The organism is Aureimonas sp. OT7 (assembly GCF_014844055.1).
Taxonomy (GTDB): Bacteria; Pseudomonadota; Alphaproteobacteria; order Rhizobiales; family Rhizobiaceae; genus Aureimonas; species Aureimonas altamirensis_A.
Genome location: NZ_CP062167.1, coordinates 2380034 through 2397243 on the forward strand (window position 1 = coordinate 2380034; position 17210 = coordinate 2397243).

15 protein-coding genes and 1 riboswitch are annotated in these 17210 nt (G+C 65.2%); of the genes, 11 read left to right on the plus strand and 4 right to left on the minus strand.

The features are described 5' to 3' along the window. Window positions 1–29: 29 nt before the first annotated feature. From IGS74_RS11385 to IGS74_RS11395, 3 genes are read left to right on the plus strand one after another with little or no spacing between them, the layout of a single operon-like run. Window positions 30–665: a CDP-alcohol phosphatidyltransferase family protein gene (locus tag IGS74_RS11385; protein WP_192386220.1), complete on the plus strand. Its 636-nt coding sequence runs from the start codon at window positions 30–32 to the stop codon at window positions 663–665. Then, complete coding sequence (locus IGS74_RS11390) at window positions 662–1258, plus strand: lysophospholipid acyltransferase family protein (protein ID WP_039195838.1); 597 nt, start codon at window positions 662–664, stop codon at window positions 1256–1258. The genes IGS74_RS11385 and IGS74_RS11390 overlap by 4 nt, the downstream gene beginning before the upstream one ends. After that, complete coding sequence (locus IGS74_RS11395; RefSeq protein ID WP_192386221.1) at window positions 1258–2196, plus strand: phosphatidate cytidylyltransferase; 939 nt, start codon at window positions 1258–1260, stop codon at window positions 2194–2196. The genes IGS74_RS11390 and IGS74_RS11395 overlap by 1 nt, the downstream gene beginning before the upstream one ends. Before the next feature lie 42 nt (window positions 2197–2238). On the opposite strand, the gene IGS74_RS11400 is transcribed toward IGS74_RS11395, so the two are convergent. Beyond that, window positions 2239–3333 carry a ribonucleotide-diphosphate reductase subunit beta gene (locus IGS74_RS11400; RefSeq protein ID WP_192386222.1) on the minus strand — a complete coding sequence of 365 codons (1095 nt, stop codon included), beginning with the start codon at window positions 3331–3333 and terminating at the stop codon, window positions 2239–2241. 34 nt (window positions 3334–3367) lie between these two features. Then, the gene (locus IGS74_RS11405; protein WP_192386223.1) at window positions 3368–6166 is read right to left on the minus strand and encodes a ribonucleoside-diphosphate reductase subunit alpha; all 2799 of its coding nucleotides are present in this window, start codon (window positions 6164–6166) and stop codon (window positions 3368–3370) included. A gap of 107 nt (window positions 6167–6273) precedes the next feature. After that, a riboswitch (cobalamin riboswitch) is annotated at window positions 6274–6486 on the minus strand. A 132-nt stretch (window positions 6487–6618) separates the two neighbouring features. On the opposite strand from IGS74_RS11405, the gene IGS74_RS11410 reads away from it, so the two are divergent. From IGS74_RS11410 to IGS74_RS11425, 4 genes are all read left to right on the plus strand, one after another. Beyond that, on the plus strand, window positions 6619–8112 hold the full coding sequence (locus IGS74_RS11410; protein WP_192386224.1) for a CHASE3 domain-containing protein: 1494 nt from the start codon (window positions 6619–6621) through the stop codon (window positions 8110–8112). A 29-nt stretch (window positions 8113–8141) separates the two neighbouring features. Then, complete coding sequence (locus IGS74_RS11415) at window positions 8142–8555, plus strand: response regulator (protein WP_192391758.1); 414 nt, start codon at window positions 8142–8144, stop codon at window positions 8553–8555. Beyond that, window positions 8552–9634, plus strand: a complete 1083-nt coding sequence (locus IGS74_RS11420) for a histidine kinase dimerization/phosphoacceptor domain -containing protein (protein ID WP_246722531.1) — start codon at window positions 8552–8554, stop codon at window positions 9632–9634. Before IGS74_RS11415 ends, IGS74_RS11420 begins: the two co-directional genes overlap by 4 nt. Before the next feature lie 79 nt (window positions 9635–9713). Beyond that, window positions 9714–10919, plus strand: a complete 1206-nt coding sequence (locus tag IGS74_RS11425; RefSeq protein WP_192391760.1) for an alpha/beta hydrolase — start codon at window positions 9714–9716, stop codon at window positions 10917–10919. A 7-nt stretch (window positions 10920–10926) separates the two neighbouring features. On the opposite strand, the gene IGS74_RS11430 is transcribed toward IGS74_RS11425, so the two are convergent. Beyond that, window positions 10927–11466 (minus strand): cytochrome b, encoded by a 540-nt coding sequence (locus IGS74_RS11430; protein ID WP_192386225.1) that lies wholly within the window; start codon window positions 11464–11466, stop codon window positions 10927–10929. A gap of 47 nt (window positions 11467–11513) precedes the next feature. Between IGS74_RS11430 and IGS74_RS11435 the strand changes: the two genes are divergently transcribed. From IGS74_RS11435 to IGS74_RS11445, 3 genes are read left to right on the plus strand one after another with little or no spacing between them, the layout of a single operon-like run. Continuing rightward, complete coding sequence (locus tag IGS74_RS11435) at window positions 11514–12338, plus strand: CDP-alcohol phosphatidyltransferase family protein (protein WP_192386226.1); 825 nt, start codon at window positions 11514–11516, stop codon at window positions 12336–12338. Further along, entirely contained in the window at window positions 12338–13801 is a 1464-nt protein-coding gene (locus IGS74_RS11440; RefSeq protein WP_192386227.1) for a sulfatase-like hydrolase/transferase, read from the plus strand. The genes IGS74_RS11435 and IGS74_RS11440 overlap by 1 nt, the downstream gene beginning before the upstream one ends. Beyond that, on the plus strand, window positions 13801–14856 hold the full coding sequence (locus IGS74_RS11445; protein ID WP_192386228.1) for a glycosyltransferase family 4 protein: 1056 nt from the start codon (window positions 13801–13803) through the stop codon (window positions 14854–14856). The genes IGS74_RS11440 and IGS74_RS11445 overlap by 1 nt, the downstream gene beginning before the upstream one ends. Before the next feature lie 3 nt (window positions 14857–14859). Here IGS74_RS11445 and IGS74_RS11450 read toward each other — a convergent pair whose 3' ends face one another. Beyond that, window positions 14860–15726 carry a DMT family transporter gene (locus IGS74_RS11450; RefSeq protein ID WP_192386229.1) on the minus strand — a complete coding sequence of 289 codons (867 nt, stop codon included), beginning with the start codon at window positions 15724–15726 and terminating at the stop codon, window positions 14860–14862. Between the two features lie 109 nt (window positions 15727–15835). On the opposite strand from IGS74_RS11450, the gene IGS74_RS11455 reads away from it, so the two are divergent. Then, on the plus strand, window positions 15836–17209 hold the full coding sequence (locus IGS74_RS11455; RefSeq protein ID WP_206688149.1) for a PLP-dependent aminotransferase family protein: 1374 nt from the start codon (window positions 15836–15838) through the stop codon (window positions 17207–17209). Window position 17210: the final 1 nt, after the last annotated feature.

Sequence of the window (17210 nt, forward strand, 5' to 3'; positions counted from 1 at the left end):
GGGAGGGTCGATGCGGAGGGGCGCTACCGATGATTGACGATTCCGGCGACAGGCGGCCGCTGGCTTCACGGCAGACGGCATGGGCCGGTTCGCTCGCCCGGCTGCTTCTGAAGACACCGGTCACGCCGAATACGATCTCCGTGGCAGGAATGGGCTTCGCGCTGATCGGCGGTGTCGCCCTGTCGCTTGCACCGCTGCATGCCTGGCTGTTCCTGCTGGCTGCCTTGATGGTCCAGTTGCGCCTGCTCTGCAATCTCATGGACGGCATGGTGGCGGTAGAGGGCGGCCGGCACTCTCCGTCCGGGGCCCTCTACAATGAGGCACCGGACAGGCTGGAGGATGCCGCATTCCTGATCGGCTGCGGCTATGCGGCGCTAATGCCGGAGCTCGGCTACCTCGCAGCACTGGGCGCGGTCGGCACGGCCTATATCCGGGCCTTCGGAGCCTCGCTCGGTTTCGGGCAGGACTATCGTGGACCGATGGCCAAGCAGCATCGCATGGCCGCGCTGACGGCTGGATGCGTCATCGGTTTCTTCGAGATCAGCTTCGCAGGGACCCTTTATGCCGTCCAGATCGCACTCGTGGTGATCCTGTTCGGGACGGCCGTCACCTGTATCCGACGGCTGCACCGGATATCGGCGCTGCTGCACGAGCAGCCACGGTGATCGGGGCCCTCGTCGTCGGACTGGCGCGCTTTCTGGTGGGCGGGCGGCCGGAATGGGTGGGCTCCCTGCCATCGGGCCGCTCGCGCATCTACTTCGCGAACCATGGCAGCCATCTCGATACGGTGCTTCTATGGGCGGCTATCCCGGAACACTACCGGCCGCGTACCCATCCTGTCGCGGCGGCCGATTACTGGGGGCGTAATCGCCTGACGCGCTTCATCTCGCTGGGCGTTCTCGGCTCGGTGCTGGTGGACAGGCGTGGGGGTGCCGATGTCCTGGCTCCGCTGGAGGCGGAACTTGCCAAAGGCGACTCGCTCATTCTCTTTCCAGAGGGGACGCGCGGTGCGGAACGCCTGCCCGGACCGTTCAAAAGCGGCCTTTACCGACTGGCACAGGCTTATCCGGAGGCGGAACTGATACCCGTCTATCTGGAGAACCTCTCCCGCGCCTTTCCGCGCGGCGCGTTCCTGCCGGTCCCCATCTCATGCCGGGTCCGGTTCGGCGCACCGCTGGACCGCATCGCCAACGAAGACAAGGACGCGTTCCTGGAACGTGCACGCGGCGCCGTCGTGGCGCTGGCGGAGGACAGGTGATGGACAGGACGCTTCTCTGGCTGCTTTGCGGCCTCGTCATCCTCCTGGCGGTGGCAACGGTGGTGGGGCGGATGCTGGCGCGGCGTGCCAGCGGGGCAAGCGCCATCGCCACGATGGACAATCTCAACAAGCGCATCCGCGCCTGGTGGCTGATGGTCGCCGTTCTGGCCATCGCGTTCTTCTTCGGCAAGGCGGTCACGCTGGTGCTGTTCGCGCTGACGTCCTTCTATTGCCTGCGCGAGTTCATCTCGCTCACGCCGACACGGCCGGCCGACCATGCGGCGCTGGCGGCGGCCTTCTACGTGTTCCTGCCGCTGCAATACATCCTGATCGGGATCGACTGGCAGACGCTCTTTTCCATCGCCATTCCGGTCTACGCCTTTCTGGCCCTGCCGGCGCTGGCCGTGCTGCGGCACGAGACGGACGGCTTTCTGGAGCGCAGCGCCAAGGTGCAATGGGCCCTGATGCTGACCGTCTATTGCATCAGCCATGCGCCGGCGCTGCTGTTGCTGAAGATTCCCGGGTTCGAAGGGCGCAACGTGCTCCTGCTCTTCTTCCTGATCTTCGTGGTCCAGGCGAGCGACGTGCTGCAATACGTGTTCGGCAAGCTGTTCGGCCGCCATCCGATCGCGCCGGTCGTCAGCCCCAACAAGACCTGGGAAGGCTTTGTCGGGGGCGGTGCCACCGCCACGCTTCTGGGTGCCTGCCTGTGGTGGGCGACGCCGTTCACCCCGCTGCAGGCGGCGGGTCTGGCTCTGGCCATCGTATTGGCCGGCTTCTGCGGCGGGCTGGTGCTGTCGGCCGTCAAGCGGTCCATGGGGGCGAAGGACTGGGGCACGATGATCTCGGGCCATGGCGGGGCGCTGGACCGGATGGACTCCGTAACCTACGCCGCGCCCCTGTTCTTCCATCTCGTCAACTTCTACTTCGTGCCGTAGCGCGTTCCGGACGAACGGCCCCTTGCGTTTGAACGCCGATCCTCAATCCCAACTGAGCGCGCCACCATTCTGGTATTCGATGACGCGGGTCTCGAAGAAGTTCTTTTCCTTGCCGAGGTCCATCGCCTCGCTCATCCAGGGGAACGGGTTTTCGGTCGGTGCAAACACCGCCTCCAGGCCCAATTGCGCGCAGCGCCGATTGGCGATGAAGCGCATGTAGCTTTCGCACTGGCCCGAATTCAGCCCCAGCATGCCGCGCGGCATGGTATCGCGGCCGTAGGCGGCTTCCAGTTCGGCGCCGCCGCGGATCATCCCGCGCACTTCCTCCTGGAAGGAATCCGTCCAGAGATGCGGGTTCTCGACCTTGATCTGGTTGATGACGTCGACACCGAAATTCAGGTGCAGGCTCTCGTCGCGCAGGATGTATTGATACTGCTCCGCGATGCCCACCATCTTGCCCCGGCGCCCCAGCGACAGGATCTGCGCGAAGCCGGTATAGAACCACATCCCCTCGAAGACGACGTAGAAGGCCACCAGATCGCGCAGCAGGGCGCGGTCGTTGTCCTCGGTGCCGGTGCGGAAGGCCGGGTCCTCGAGGCTCTGCGTATAGGCCAGCGCCCACGCCGCCTTGTCGGTGATGGAGGGCACCTCGCGGTACATGTTGAACAACTCGCCCTCGTCGAGGCCGAGGCTTTCGACGATGTACTGGAAGGTATGGGTGTGGATCGCTTCCTCGAAGGACTGCCGCAGCAGGTACTGCCGGCATTCCGGATTGGTCAGGTGGCGATAGATGGCGAGGACGATGTTGTTGGCGACCAGCGACTCGGATGCGGCGAAAAATCCGAGATTGCGCTTGATCATCCGCCGCTCGTCGTCGGTCAGCCCGTCGGCCGACTTCCATAGCGCGATGTCCGCCTGCATGGACACTTCCGTCGGCATCCAATGGTTGTTGCAGGCCGCCAGATACTTCTCCCAGGCCCACCGGTATTTCATCGGCAGCAACTGGTTGACGTCGGCACGGGCATTGATCATCCGCTTTTCGTCGACGGCGACACGGCCACCCGTGCGGTCGATCTGGCCAAGGCCGGTGGCGGACTCGGCCGTAGCGGAGTCCGTTCGTTCGATAAGGTCGAGCATTAGTTTGTTATCCCAAGTCTTTGGCGAATAATGGTTACTGGCAGGCTTCGCAATCCGGATCGTCGATGGCGCAGGCCATCGGCGCGGACACCGCCACCGCATTCAGCTTTCCGTCGCTGCGTGTCAGCGTCGATTTCTCGACATGGCTGGCGGAGCGTGTGCGCAGGTAGTAGGTCGTCTTGAGGCCGGACCTCCAGGCCGAGCGGTAGAGGGCATCCAGCGCCTTGCCCGACGGGTTCGCCAGATAGAGGTTCAGCGACTGCGCCTGGTCCAGCCATTTCTGGCGGCAGGCCGCGGCCGCCACGAGCCAACGGCTTTCGATCTCGAAGGCCGTGGCATACAGGTGCCGGAGGTCGTCTGGCACGCGGTCGATGGGCCCGAGCGAGCCGTCGTAATATTTCAGGTCCGAGATCATGACGTCGTCCCACAGGCCACGGGCCTTCAGGTCGCGGACGAGATAGGGGTTCACCACCGTGAAATCGCCCGACATGTTCGCCTTGACGAACAGGTTCTGGTAGGTCGGCTCGATCGACTGCGAGACGCCACAGATATTGGAAATCGTGGCCGTGGGCGCGATGGCCATGCAATTGGAGTTGCGCATGCCCTGGGCGCGAACCCTCTGGCGCAGGGCATCCCAGTCCAGCCGTGCGGAACCGTCGAAGGCCGCGCCGCGCGCCTCGCCGAGAAGGCCGAGCGAGTCGATGGGCAGGATGCCCTGCGACCAGAGCGAGCCCTCGTAGCTTTCGTAGCGCCCCCGCTCGGCGGCCAGGTCGCTGGAGGCGGCGATGGCGTGCCAGGAGATCAGTTCCATGCTCTCGTCGGCAAACCGCACCGCCGCCTTGCTGGCATAGGGAATGCGCAACGCCTGCAACGCATCCTGGAAACCCATGAGGCCGAGGCCGACAGGGCGGTGCCGCAGGTTCGAGCGGCGTGCTTCCGGAATGGTGTAGAAGTTGATGTCGATCACATTGTCCAGCATCCGCATCGCCGTGCGCACCGTGTCGGCGACACGGTCCGCATCGAGCCCGTCGTCGGACAGGTGCGCGACGAGGTTGACCGAGCCGAGGTTGCAGACCGCCACTTCGTCGGCGGATGTGTTGAGGGTAATCTCCGTGCACAGGTTGGACGAATGGATGGTACCGGCATGGCGTTGCGGCGAGCGGATGTTGCACGCGTCCTTGAAGGTGATCCAGGGATGCCCCGTCTCGAACAGCATGGTCAGCATCCGCCGCCACAGATCGACGGCACGGACCTTGCGATGCACACGCACGCGGCCGCCTGCGGCATCCCGTTCAGCGGCCTCGTAGGCCGCCTTGAAGTCCGCGCCGTACAGATCGTGCAGGTGCGGCACCTCGTCCGGGGAAAACAAGGTCCATTCAGCGTCAGCCTCGACTCGCTCCATGAACAGGTCGGGCACCCAGTTGGCGGTATTCATATCGTGTGTCCGGCGGCGGTCGTCGCCGGTGTTCTTCCGCAGGTCGAGGAATTCCTCGATGTCGACATGCCATGTTTCCAGATAGGCGCAGACCGCGCCCTTGCGCTTGCCGCCCTGGTTGACGGCGATAGCGGTATCGTTGGCCACCTTCAGGAAAGGCACCACGCCCTGGCTTTTGCCGTTGGTGCCGCGGATATGCGCACCAAGACCCCGCACCGGCGTCCAGTCGTTGCCGAGGCCGCCGGAATACTTGGCCAGAAGGGCGTTATCCCGCACCGACTTGAAGATCTGGCTGAGATCGTCACCGATGGTGGTGAGGAAACAGGACGACAATTGCGGGCGCGGCGTGCCCGAATTGAACAGCGTCGGCGTCGACGCCATGAAGCGGAAGCTGGACAGAAGCTCGTAGAACTCGATGGCGCGCGCTTCCCGGTCCGTTTCGCGGACTGAAAGGCCCATGGCCACCCGCATGAAGAAGGCCTGCGGCAGCTCGAAGCGGGTACCGTTGCTGTGCAGGAGATACCGGTCGTACAGGGTCTGCAGCCCAAGAAACTGGAACTGCCGGTCGCGTTCCGGCTTCAGGGACGCACCGAGAACGGCGATATCGAAGCGCGCGAGCTCGGGGTCGATGAGCTGTTCCGCGACACCGCGGGCGAGGTAGCGCGAAAAGTAATCCGTATAGGCGTCCTGCATGTCGGCGGCAGTGGCGTTGGTCGGCACGCCCCTGACGAAGCTGAGCGCCTCGGCCCGGAGCTTGTCCATCAACAGGCGTGCGCTGGCGAAGGCATAGTCCGGATCGGTCTCGACAAGCGCCCGCGCCGCCAGGATCGGGGCGTCGGACAGCTCCTCGCGCGAGATGCCATCGTAAAGGTTGCGTTTGGTTTCGCGGACGATCAGCGCCGCATCCGCACCGGGCAACCCATCGACCGCCTCGGCCACGACGGCCGCCAGGCGGTCCATGTCGAGCGGCGTGGCGCCGCCATCCGGCTCGCGCACCACGATCGCCGGTGCGGCAGGCGCGGCCTGCGTTTCCAACCGCGCCCTGGCGCGCTCCTCCCGGTACAGGACATAGGCGCGGGCCACCTTGTGATGGCCGCCGCGCATCAGCGCCAGCTCGACCTGGTCCTGCACGTCCTCGATATGGATGACATGGTCACGGCCGGCGCGGCGCTGCACGGCCGAGGCAACCTGATCCGTCAGATCGTCGACGATGTCGTGCACGCGCGACGAACCGGCGGCCTCCCGGCCCTCGACGGCCAGGAAAGCCTTGGTGACGGCGATGCTGATCTTGCCGGCATCGAAGACGTCGCTCTGGCCGTTGCGCTTGACGACGCGCAGGGGACTGGCCTGCGCCTCCGAGGCCGGACGGACTGTCGGGAATTCTGCGGAAAGTGACATCGGCTGTTCCTGTCGAAGAGGATGGACAGGCCAGGCGGACACGTGCTGCATACCGGCGCCGCGAGACGCCGGGCAAGCTACACGATCCGCCGGGACACCCCGCCCAGGGAAAGGTTCATCGACACGGCAGGTCTCCTGGCTCACGGGTCGTCGCCGGCACCCGGCCTTCCCGGAGCCAGGCTCCAGTGGCGCGATTGGGTGCGGGCTACCCGTCTACAGTTGCGGGGACAGCTTCGGACTAACCATTTGAGCGGCGAACCGAATTCCCTCTTAGCTTCCATATCTTGTGTCTATGGAAGACCGTGACCACAACAGATTGTTTTACGCGGTCGCGGGTGTCAACCCGCCTTCGTCGGTTTTCCACCGCGCCGAAGCGTTCGGGAAAATTCTCGATTGTGGTTCAGCCCGTGCTGCGGCATTCAGGGCATCGTTGCAACAAACACCTGGTTCCGATGCCCATTTCCCAAAAGCAGTTCTATGCCCGCACATTCGCTTTCCTGGCGGCCGCGCTGCTTCTGCTTCTGGCGATCGTTGGCGGTTCGATGTATTTGACCCGGCTGACCCAGCAGAATTTCGATAAAGTCGTCATGACACGCGCGGTGCGGAGCGCGGCAGCTGACCTTTTGTCCCGCATCGTCGATGCCGAAACCGGCCAGCGCGGATATCTCCTGACACGTGACCAGCGTTACCTCGAGCCGTATCGCGAGCAGATCGGGTCCATCGCGCCCAGGGTCGAACGGCTGCAGGTGGCGATGGACGAGATGATGGGCGGCCGCGCGGACTTGTCGGAACTGAGCCAGCGTGTGACGGCCAAGACGGCGGAACTGGATTCCACCGTTTCGCTTGCGCTCAGCGGCCAGTATGACGCGGCCGTCGCAGAGGTGGCCGGCGGCGCCGGGCTCGCCCTCATGGACGAGATCCGAGGCCAGCTCGGCATGATTCTCGACCAGGCGGAAGCGCAATTGCAGGCCGGCATAGAGCGGCAGGAGAACATCGGGTCCACCTTGCGCCACGTCACGGTGATCGGCGCCATCGCCATCATCCTGATGGCCGCCGCCGCCGCCTGGACCATCCTGCGCTATACGCGGGAAGTCGCCGAGGCCCGCGCCGAAATCGAGGCCGCAAACACGGCTCTGGAAGCCCGCGTCCAAGAGCGCACCACCGACCTCATCAAGGCGAACGAGGAGATTCAGCGCTTCGCCTACATTGTGACGCATGATCTGCGCGCGCCGCTTGTGAACATCATGGGCTTCACCAGCGAACTGGAGGCGACGTTTTCGCCGGTGCGGGACTACATGGCCAGCCTGCCGCCAAGCGAGGAACCGCTGCGCCGCCATGCCGAGGAGGCGATCAACCAGGAGGTTCCCGAGGCCATCTCATTCATCCGCTCGTCGACCCGCAAGATGGACGGCCTCATCAACGCCATCCTGAAGATATCGCGGGAAGGGCGGCGCAGCCTGAAGCCGGAAAGGGTGGACCTTCGAGCCCTGGTGGAGACGGCGACGAATGCCGTGCACCATCAGGGTGCCGAGAACAACGGTGAGATCGAAACCGATGTCAAGGCGACGTCCATCGTCACCGACCGCCTGTCGCTTGATCAGATGCTGGGGAATCTGCTTGATAACGCAATCAAGTACCGCGAGCCGTCGCGTCCCTTGCGGATATCCGTCCGTACACGGAATGATTCCTACGGCCGCGTCGTCATTGAGGTCGAGGACAATGGACGGGGCATTTCGCCGGCTGACAATGAACGGGTGTTCGAGCTCTTCCGACGGTCGGGAAAACAGGATACTGCGGGTGAGGGGATCGGGTTGGCGCATGTGCGGACGCTGGCCCGCAACCTGGGCGGCGACATCGGCCTCAAATCTGAACTCGGCAAGGGCTCGACCTTCACGCTCGTCCTGCCGGCCAATCTTTTGAACGTGAAGCGGAGCATTGAATCGTGAGCAGGACCGCAAAGCCTGTCCAGATCGTCATGATCGAGGACGACGAGGGCCACGCACGGCTGATCGAAAAGAACATCCGTCGTGCCGGCGTCAACAACGAGATCCTGCCCTTCGGCAACGGCACGGACGCGTTGGCGTTCCTGTTCGGTGCGGATGGCTCGGGCGAGGACAGTGCCGGACGGCACCTCCTGATCCTTCTCGACCTGAACCTGCCGGACATGGGCGGGGTGGACATCCTGGAGAAAGTGAAGGCCAACCCGCATACCAAGCTCTCGCCCGTCATCGTCCTGACGACGACCGACGACAGCCGCGAGATCCAGCGCTGCTATGATCTCGGCGCCAATGTCTACATCACCAAGCCGGTGGACTACGAAGGCTTCGCCAATGCCATCCGGCAGCTTGGCCTGTTCTTCTCGGTGATGCAGGTGCCGGAAACGGAATGACGATGGCCGGGGGCGCGATCCAGCCGGGCGCAGCCGGTGTCACAGTTCTGTACGTCGACGACGACGTCGTGGCCGGCCGCCTTGCCCAGCGCATGTTGAGCCGCCATGGCATATCAGTGGTGCATGCGCCCGATGCCGTCACCGGCCTGCAACTCCTCAACGATCGCGACTTTTCCGCGGTCATCCTGGATCACGACCTCGGCTCCGGGTCCGGCCTCGATATCCTGAGCGACATGAGCGCCATGGAGAACGCGCCGCCGGCAGTCTACGTGACGGCATCGACCGAGTTGTCCATCGCCGTGGACGCGCTGAAGGCCGGTGCGGTGGACTACGTCGTCAAGACGGTCGGGTCGGAGTTCGAGCTGCTGCTGGCCAACGCCATCCGCGCCTCGGTTGAAAAGGCGACGTTGCGGCGCGCCAAGGAAAGGGCGGAGCAGGAGGTGCGCGAGGCCCGCGACCGCGCCGTGGCCATGCTGGCCGAGGTGAACCACCGGGTGGCGAACAGCCTGGCGCTCGTCGGGTCTCTCGTTCGCATGCAATCGAACGGCACCGAGGATCCCGCAATCCGCGAGGCATTGACCGAGGTGCAGGCGCGTATCACCGCGATCGCCAATCTGCACCGCAGCCTCTATACGTCCGAGGATGTCCGCAGTGTCGATCTGAAGACCTATCTGGGCCGGCTGGTGGGGGAGCTGACCCTGTCCATGGCCGACGACCTGCACAAGATGCCAATCCGCTTCGAGGCCGACCAGGTGACGGTTTCACCGGACAAGGCCGTCTCGATCGGCGTCATCGCGACTGAACTGGTGACGAACGCGATCAAATACGCGTATCCTGACAAGAAGGGCGATATCCGGGTAAGACTGGCAGAGACGGCCGAGGGGATGGCCGAACTGTCGGTCGAGGATGACGGGATCGGGTGGCGTGGCGAAGGACAGATCCAGGGCACCGGCCTCGGCGCACGGATCATCGTGGCGCTGACGCGCAGCCTCGACAGCAAGCTGGTCTACGCCGAAGTCGGCACCGGCACGCGCGCGGTCGTCGCCTTCGATACGATGCAAGACGAACCGAAAGGCTGACGCCCGCCGACGATACGAGGGGACGACACACGTGCAGACCTTCCGTCACAGTCCGACGCGCCTGGCGGCGCTGTTTAGCATGATGGTACTGGCGGGCTGCGCCGGGGCGCCCGTTGGCGTTCTTGCACCCATTGCCGCAAACCCCGCCGATTACGGCGCGACCAGGGTGGACATGCTGGTGGCCACCACGCGAGAGGCGGTCGAAGACCCGGCCTTTCTCTTTTCCGGCGAGCGCGGACCCGATCTCAGCCTCACCGACATGGACATCTCCATCCCGCCGGATAACCGCAGGCGTATCGGCGAGGTGCAATGGCCGCGTCGCCTGCCTCCCAATCCGGCGACGGACTTTGCGATCGTCAGGGCGGAGCCGCTTACCGTCGGCCAGAGCCGCGCATGGATGCACGAGAATCTGGGGCCCACCCGGCACGTCATGGTCTTCGTGCACGGGTTCAACAATCGCTTCGAGGATTCAGTCTACCGCTACGCCCAGATCGTCCACGATTCCAGATCGCAGGTAACGCCCGTTCTTTTCACATGGCCGTCCCGCGCCAGCGTCTTCGGCTACAATTACGACAAGGAGAGCACCAACTATTCCCGCGACGCGCTCGAGCAGCTGATGAAGGCCCTGTCGGACGACAGCCATGTCGGCGAAATCACCGTCATGGCGCATTCCATGGGAACATGGCTGGCCGTCGAGGCGCTTCGCCAGATGGCCATCCGCGATGGCCGGATCGCGCCGAAGATCCGGAACGTCATCCTTGCCTCGCCGGACATCGATATCGACGTCTTCCGCAAGCAGTGGGCGCAGTTCGGCGACCACCGCCCGAAATTCACGGTCTTCGTCTCGACGGACGACAAGGCGCTCGCCGTCAGCCGGATCATCTCGGGCAATCGCGGACGGCTGGGCGCAGTAAACCCGGCGGAGGAACCCTACCGAACGGAGTTCGAGCTGGCCGGCATCGACGTCTACGACCTGACCGGGCAAGGATCGGCGGACTTCCTCAACCATTCGCGCTTCGCCCAGAGCCCGCAGGTGGTGCAACTGATCGGCCAGCGGCTCGTCAACGGTCAGACGGTAACGGATTCGCGCGTTGGCGTCGGCGAAGCGATCGGAGCGGTGGCGGTCGGCGCTACACAAGCCGTGGGGCAGACCGCGTCGGCCGCGATCAGCGTTCCGATCGCGGTGGTCGATCCGACCACGCGCCGCAACCTCGGCGACCAGTTCGATGCCGCGGCGCAGGCAACGGGCGGCACCCTCGATGCCGCCCGCCCGGACCTGCGCTGACGCTGCATCACCATGGGCGCATCCGCCATAAAACGCCGTCGCGCCGCACGATACCGTGGTAGAGCGCGGCGGCCACATGGACGAGGATGAACGCCACCAGCACGATCCAGGCCGAGACGTGAACGGACTCCGCCACGCCTGAAATGGCGTCCGAGCGGGGTACGAGGGAAGGGATGCCCAAGGCGTCCAGCACCTCGACTGGGTAGCCGCCTGCCTTGACGTAAGTGTAGCCGCTGAGACCCATGATGACGAGCAGGGTATAGAGTGCGCCGTGGCTGGCACGGGCCGCGGCCACCTGCCATGCCGGCATGGAGGCGGGCAGTGGCGGCGCGGGGCGGGCAACCCGATAGGCCAGCCGGGCTGCCACCAGCAGCAGGATCAGCACACCGGTATTCTTGTGAAAGAGGTACAGCATGTCGCGAAGGCTTCGCGACACGTCGTCGCCGGCCATGGTAAGCCCTGCGGGGATCATGGCAAAGACAAGCAGGGCCACCAGCCAGTGCAGCAGGCGCGCCGGGCCCCGATAGGACGATCCGCCGTCATCCATCGCCCTTGCCTCCCTGCAAGTCCCATCGACGTCACTGGCTGCGGCAGATGGTCCGCGCATTCGCCGATGGCGTCAAGTGCTTGACAAGGCACGGCTTCCACGATGAGCCTTATGCGATGGACGATGCCACGCAGAACGGCGGTACGAAAATCGCATACCGCCATGCGGGGGCGCGGGCCGTGCTTGTCCGCTTCCTGCAGGCCAGCCTTCCGCTGCTGGCCCTTGCGCTGTTTCTGGCGGACCTGCTGACGCCGAGCCGACCCGGCATGGTAACGCTGATCGTCATCGTGCTTCACGGCGCCGCCACGGCAATTGCAGGATACGGCGTCTGGTCCGCCTATCCCCACGACCGGCTGGGCCGCGCCAATCTGGTGACGCAATTGCGGGCGGCGATGGCCGTTTCGCTTTCTGCCGGCCTTGTCCATCCGTTTGCGGATCATGCAGCATGGATGGCCGTGACGATTGCGACCGCCAGCCTGCTTCTGGACGGTGTCGACGGATGGCTGGCGCGCCGCGACGGCCTGGTTTCCAGCTTCGGCGCACGCTACGACATGGAGGTCGACAGCTTTCTAGCCCTGATGCTTGCCCTGGTGGCCTGGCGCTCTGCCGGCTGGGGTGCGGAGGTGCTGCTGCTGGGGTTGCCACGCTATGGCTTCATGCTGGCCGCGGCCCTTTTGCCCTTTCTGCGGGGCCCATTGCCCCACAGCGTTCGGCGCAAGGCCTGCTGCGTCCTGCAGATCGCTGTGCTGATCGTCCTGATCGTGCCCTTGCCCATAGGCGACGTCGCCGGCGGGTTGGCGCTGCTGGCCGGTGGATGCCTTTATGCGTCGTTCGCCGTCGATATCGTCCATCTTTGGCGTCGTCGCGCCTGATGGCTCTTTACGCGGTCTGGTTCATTCTCGCGCTCTGCCTTGTTCTCGTGCCATCACGCACCGGGCGCCGCGCGGCTGCGCCCGCCATCGCCTTCGTGCTTCTGGTTCTGCTCGGTTTCCACCTTGCGGACCTTGCGATAGGGGCGGCCTATGGGCGCGCCTTCAACCCGTTCGTTGATGGGCATCTGGCAGAGGCCGGTGCGCGCCTTCTTGCCGGAATGCTCGGGCTTCCGCTCCTTCTGGTGGTCATTCTGGCCGGCATCGTTGCCCCCGTCTCGGTATTCCTGCTTCTGTGGGCCGTTCTGTCGGCAGCGACGCGTTATGCGGCACCCACCCGCCGCGTGCGTGCATGGGCGGCGCTGGCGGCCCTTGCCGCCACCCTTGCCCTGTTCCTGATGCCCGGGGGCGCGGCTGCGATCGGAACAAGGCTGGCCGAGCTATCGGCTTTCCGCGCCGAGATGGCAGCTTTCGACGCTGCTTCGCGGGATACAGGGCAGTTCGACACGGCTGCGCTGAGCGGGTTGGAGCGGCGCGACGTCATTCTGGTGCTCGTGGAAAGCTATGGGCGCGCCAGCTTCGACAACCCGCGCTACGCCGGTGCCCATGATGGTATCCGCGCCGCCGCGCAGGCTGCGGGAGAGGCGGCCGACATCGCGATGATGTCCGGTTGGCTGACCGCGCCCATATCCGGCGGCCAAAGCTGGCTTGCCCATGCGACACTGGCATTCGGGCTGCGCATCGGCGACCAATGGCGCTACGAGCGGCTTCTTGCCGGTGACCGGCAATCTCTTCTCCAGATCGCCGCACAGGCCGCGTATCATACGGCAGCCTACATGCCGGCAATTACCATGCCATGGCCCGAAAGCCGGCGCATCGGCTTCGACCGCCTGTTCGCAAGCAGCGACCTCGGCTACGAGGGGCAGAGCTTCAACTGGGTGACCATGCCGGATCAGTTCACCCTGGAGGCGTTCGAGCGTATTTCAGGCGGGCTGCCGGAGCCGCGCTTCAGCCAGATCGTGCTGATCTCTTCGCATGCGCCGTTTACCCCCATAGCCCCCATCCTGCCGCGCGAGGATATCGGCGATGGACGCATATTCGATCGATGGGCCAATTCCGGCGATCCACCCGATATCGTCTGGCGGGACCCGGAGCGTGTCCGCGACCAGTACCGCGACGCGCTCGGCTATTCCCTGTCCGTCGCTTTCGCGTTCGCGACGCGCCAGGCGCAGCAGGGCAGGCTGGTGATCGTGGTGGGGGACCATGCGCCTGCCGGCTTTATTTCGCAGATCGACTCGATGGACGTGCCGATGCACGTCTTTGGCCCGGATCATCTGCTTGCGCGGATGAGCGAGTGGCGTTGGGCACCGGGCCTGAGGCCCGACGCAGCGCAAACGGCGTGGCCGATGGAGGCGTTTCGCGATCGGTTCGTCGCGACCTTCGGTATGCAGAAAGGGGCATCCTGATGGCATCGCACAAGCTTGCCTTCGCCATACCGGGCGGGCTGGAACAGCGCACCGGCGGGACGATCTACGACCTGCGTGTCGTCGAGGCGCTGTCGAGGCAGGGCTGGGATGCGCGGGCCATCGCACTACCGGGCGCCTTCCCCAATCCGTCCGCAACACGGATGCGCGAGGCGATATCGCTGCTGAGTGCCGTGCCGGGCGATGAGGCGCTGATCGTCGATGGCCTCGCCTTCGGGTCTCTGAATACGGCCGAGTTGGCGCGGCTGAACCGGCCTGTGATTGCCATGGTGCATCATCCCATCGGGCTGGAGGCGGGTTTGCCGCCCGACCTTGCCTGCATGCTGATTGCGCGGGAGCGCGCCAATCTGCAACACGCGCGGCATGTCATCGTGCCGAGCGCGCATACGGCAGATATGCTGCGTCGGCAGTTCGACGTTCATGCAGACAGGGTAACCATTGCGCGGCCCGGATTCGATAACGCGGCTTCTGGCGGGCGAAGTGCGGCGCATTCCCCGCTGATCCTCTCGGTCGGCATTCTTGCCCGGCGCAAGGGGCACGACGTTCTACTGGCCGCGCTTGGCGCGCTGACCGACCTCGACTGGCAGGCCGTGCTTGCCGGACGTGCGCACGATCCCGAAACGGCGACCGAGCTTCAGGCCCTGCTTAGCGCGTTCGGACTTGCGGGCCGGGTGCGCATCGCCGGGGAGGTTCCCGATGATGAACTGGCCGGCCTGTACGGCGCGGCGTCCATTTTTGCGCTGGCCACGCGCTATGAGGGCTACGGCATCGTCTTCGGAGAGGCGATGCGTTCCGGCCTGCCCATCGTGTCGTGCCATGTCGGCGCGGTACCCGAAACCGTGCCGAAGGGGGCCGGCCTTCTGGTGCCGCCGGACGACCCACCTGCCTTTGCTGCAGCCTTGCGCCTGTTGCTCGAGAACGGGCCGCTGCGTCAAGACATGGCCGGTGCCGCGCATTGCCACGGCGCGGCCCTGACCGGCTGGGACGAAACCGCGCGCATCGTTGCGGGTGTCGTTGCACAAATGGACAAATCCTGACCCTCAGGCTGCGAAACGCCGCGCGCCCGCAACGCACAGCACGACGCCGATGGTGGCCAGCCACATGGCCGGGCTTACGGCTTCACCCAGCAGCAGGCCGGCCAGCGCCAACCCCATGAAGGGCTGCAGAAGCTGCAACTGCCCGACAGCGGCGACGCCGCCTTGTGCAAGGCCGCGATACCAGAAGACGAAACCGATCAGCATCGAGAACAGCGAAACATAGCCAAGGCTTGTCCAGGCCGCTGGCGATATGTCGGCAAGGCTGGCCGGCCACCGCATCGCCGTTGCCATCAGCATCGGCGGCAGCGCCACAACCAGCGCCCATGAGATGACCTGCCAGCCGCCCATGCGGCGGGCCAACCGGGCCCCTTCGGCATAGCCGAGCGCGCACAGAACGACCGCCGCGACCATGTAGCCATCGGCACGGGACAGCTCTGCCGCGCCGTGCATGAGGGCGAACCCGGCAACGAAAGCACTGCCGAGGCATGCGAAGAGCCAATAGGCCGGCTTTGGCATCTCGCCCGCCCGGAACACCGCGAAGATCGAGGTGGCGAGCGGCAGCAACCCGATGAAGACGATGGAATGGGCCGACGTCACCGTGCCGAGCGCCAGTGCGGTCAAAAGCGGAAAGCCGGCAACGACACCCAAGGCCACGATGACGAGCGAGGCGATGTCGCTCTTCTGCGGTGCGCGTGCCCGGGACAGTATCAGCAGGGCACAGGCGAGAAGCCCGGCGATGGACGCGCGCGCCGTGGTCAAAAACAGAGGGTCGAAGGCCGTTACCGCAATGCGCGTAGCGGGCAGCGAGCCGGAAAAGATGGCAACCCCGATGAAGCCGTTGACGAGGCCCTGTAACCGATCTCCGTGCATGAGCACCTCCTTCCTGCCGTTCGTCCCGCAATAGCGGGGCTGGCACAGGCGGCACAGACACAATACGGTACGGTTTGACAGAACTGTATTGGTTTCAAGGGCAACACAGATGGTGCGTGGGCAGACGGCGAAGGTGATGGATGCGGTGCGCGCGCGCATCGAGGGACGCAGCCTTGCACCGGGCGCCCGTCTGCCATCGGTGCGGGCGGAGGCGAGGGCATCCGGCGTCTCCGTTTCGACTGTCGTGGAGGCGTATGAGAGGCTGGTCGCGGAAGGGCTTATCCGGTCCCGGCCGGGTTCAGGCTTCTATGTGTCGGCATCTGCCGCGCCTCTGATGCTGAAGGCTGTCGCGCCACGCCGGGACAGGGCGATCGACCCCTTCTGGATATCGCGCCAGTCGCTGGAGGCGGCACCCGGAACGTCGATGCCGGGGTGCGGATGGTTGCCTGCGGACTGGATGTTCGAAGGCGGGTTGCGCCGTGCCTTGCGCAAGGTCGCACGCGGTAATGCCGTGGAGCTGGCCGATTATGGCTCGCCGCTTGGCCTCGAGCCGTTGCGCGCGCTGCTGGCGCGGCGTCTGCTTGCGCTTTCGATCCCGGCCGCGACCGACCGGATCATGCTGACGGAGTCCGGCACGCAGGCGATCGACCTCGTCTGCCGCCTGTTGATCGAACCCGGCGACGCAGTTCTGGTGGACGATCCCTGCTACTTCAATTTCCACGCTCTGCTGCGGGCGCATCGCGCGCGCATCGTCGGCGTGCCATATGGCCCGGATGGGCCGGATACCGCGGCGATGGAGACGATTATCGCGCAGGAGCGGCCGCGCCTCTACATCACCAATTCGGCGATCCATAATCCGACCGGCGCAACCCTTTCCCCTGCCACGGCGCACAAGGTTCTGTCGCTTGCCGACAAAGCCCGGATGACGATCGTGGAAGACGACATCTTCGGCGATTTCGAACAGGAGCCGGCAACGCGGCTTGCCGCGCTGGACGGACTGGACCGCGTCATCTGCATCGGCAGTTTTTCCAAGAGCGTGTCGGCTTCGGTCCGCTGCGGCTATGTCGCGGCGCGGCCCGACTGGCTGGACGGCCTGATCGACATGAAGATCGCCACCAGCTTCGGCGGCGGACGGATGGCCGCCGCATTGCTTTACGAGACCCTGTCCGATGGCGCCTACCGGCGCCACATGGAAGAGGTGCGCCGCAAGCTCGGCCGCGCCATGGACCGGACCATCGCGCGGTTGGAGCGGCTGGGGTTCACCTTGGAGCTGCGCCCCAGAGCAGGGATGTTCGTCTGGTGCCGGCTGCCGCATGGGGCAGATGCCGGGCACATCGCCGCGCACTGCCTGGGCGATGGTGTCGTTCTGGCCCCCGGCAACGCATTCAGCCTCACCGGGGCAGCATCGCAGTTCATGCGGTTCAACGTCGCCCAATGTGGCGACGACAGCATATTCGCCAGCCTGGAGCGGGCGTTGCGCTGAC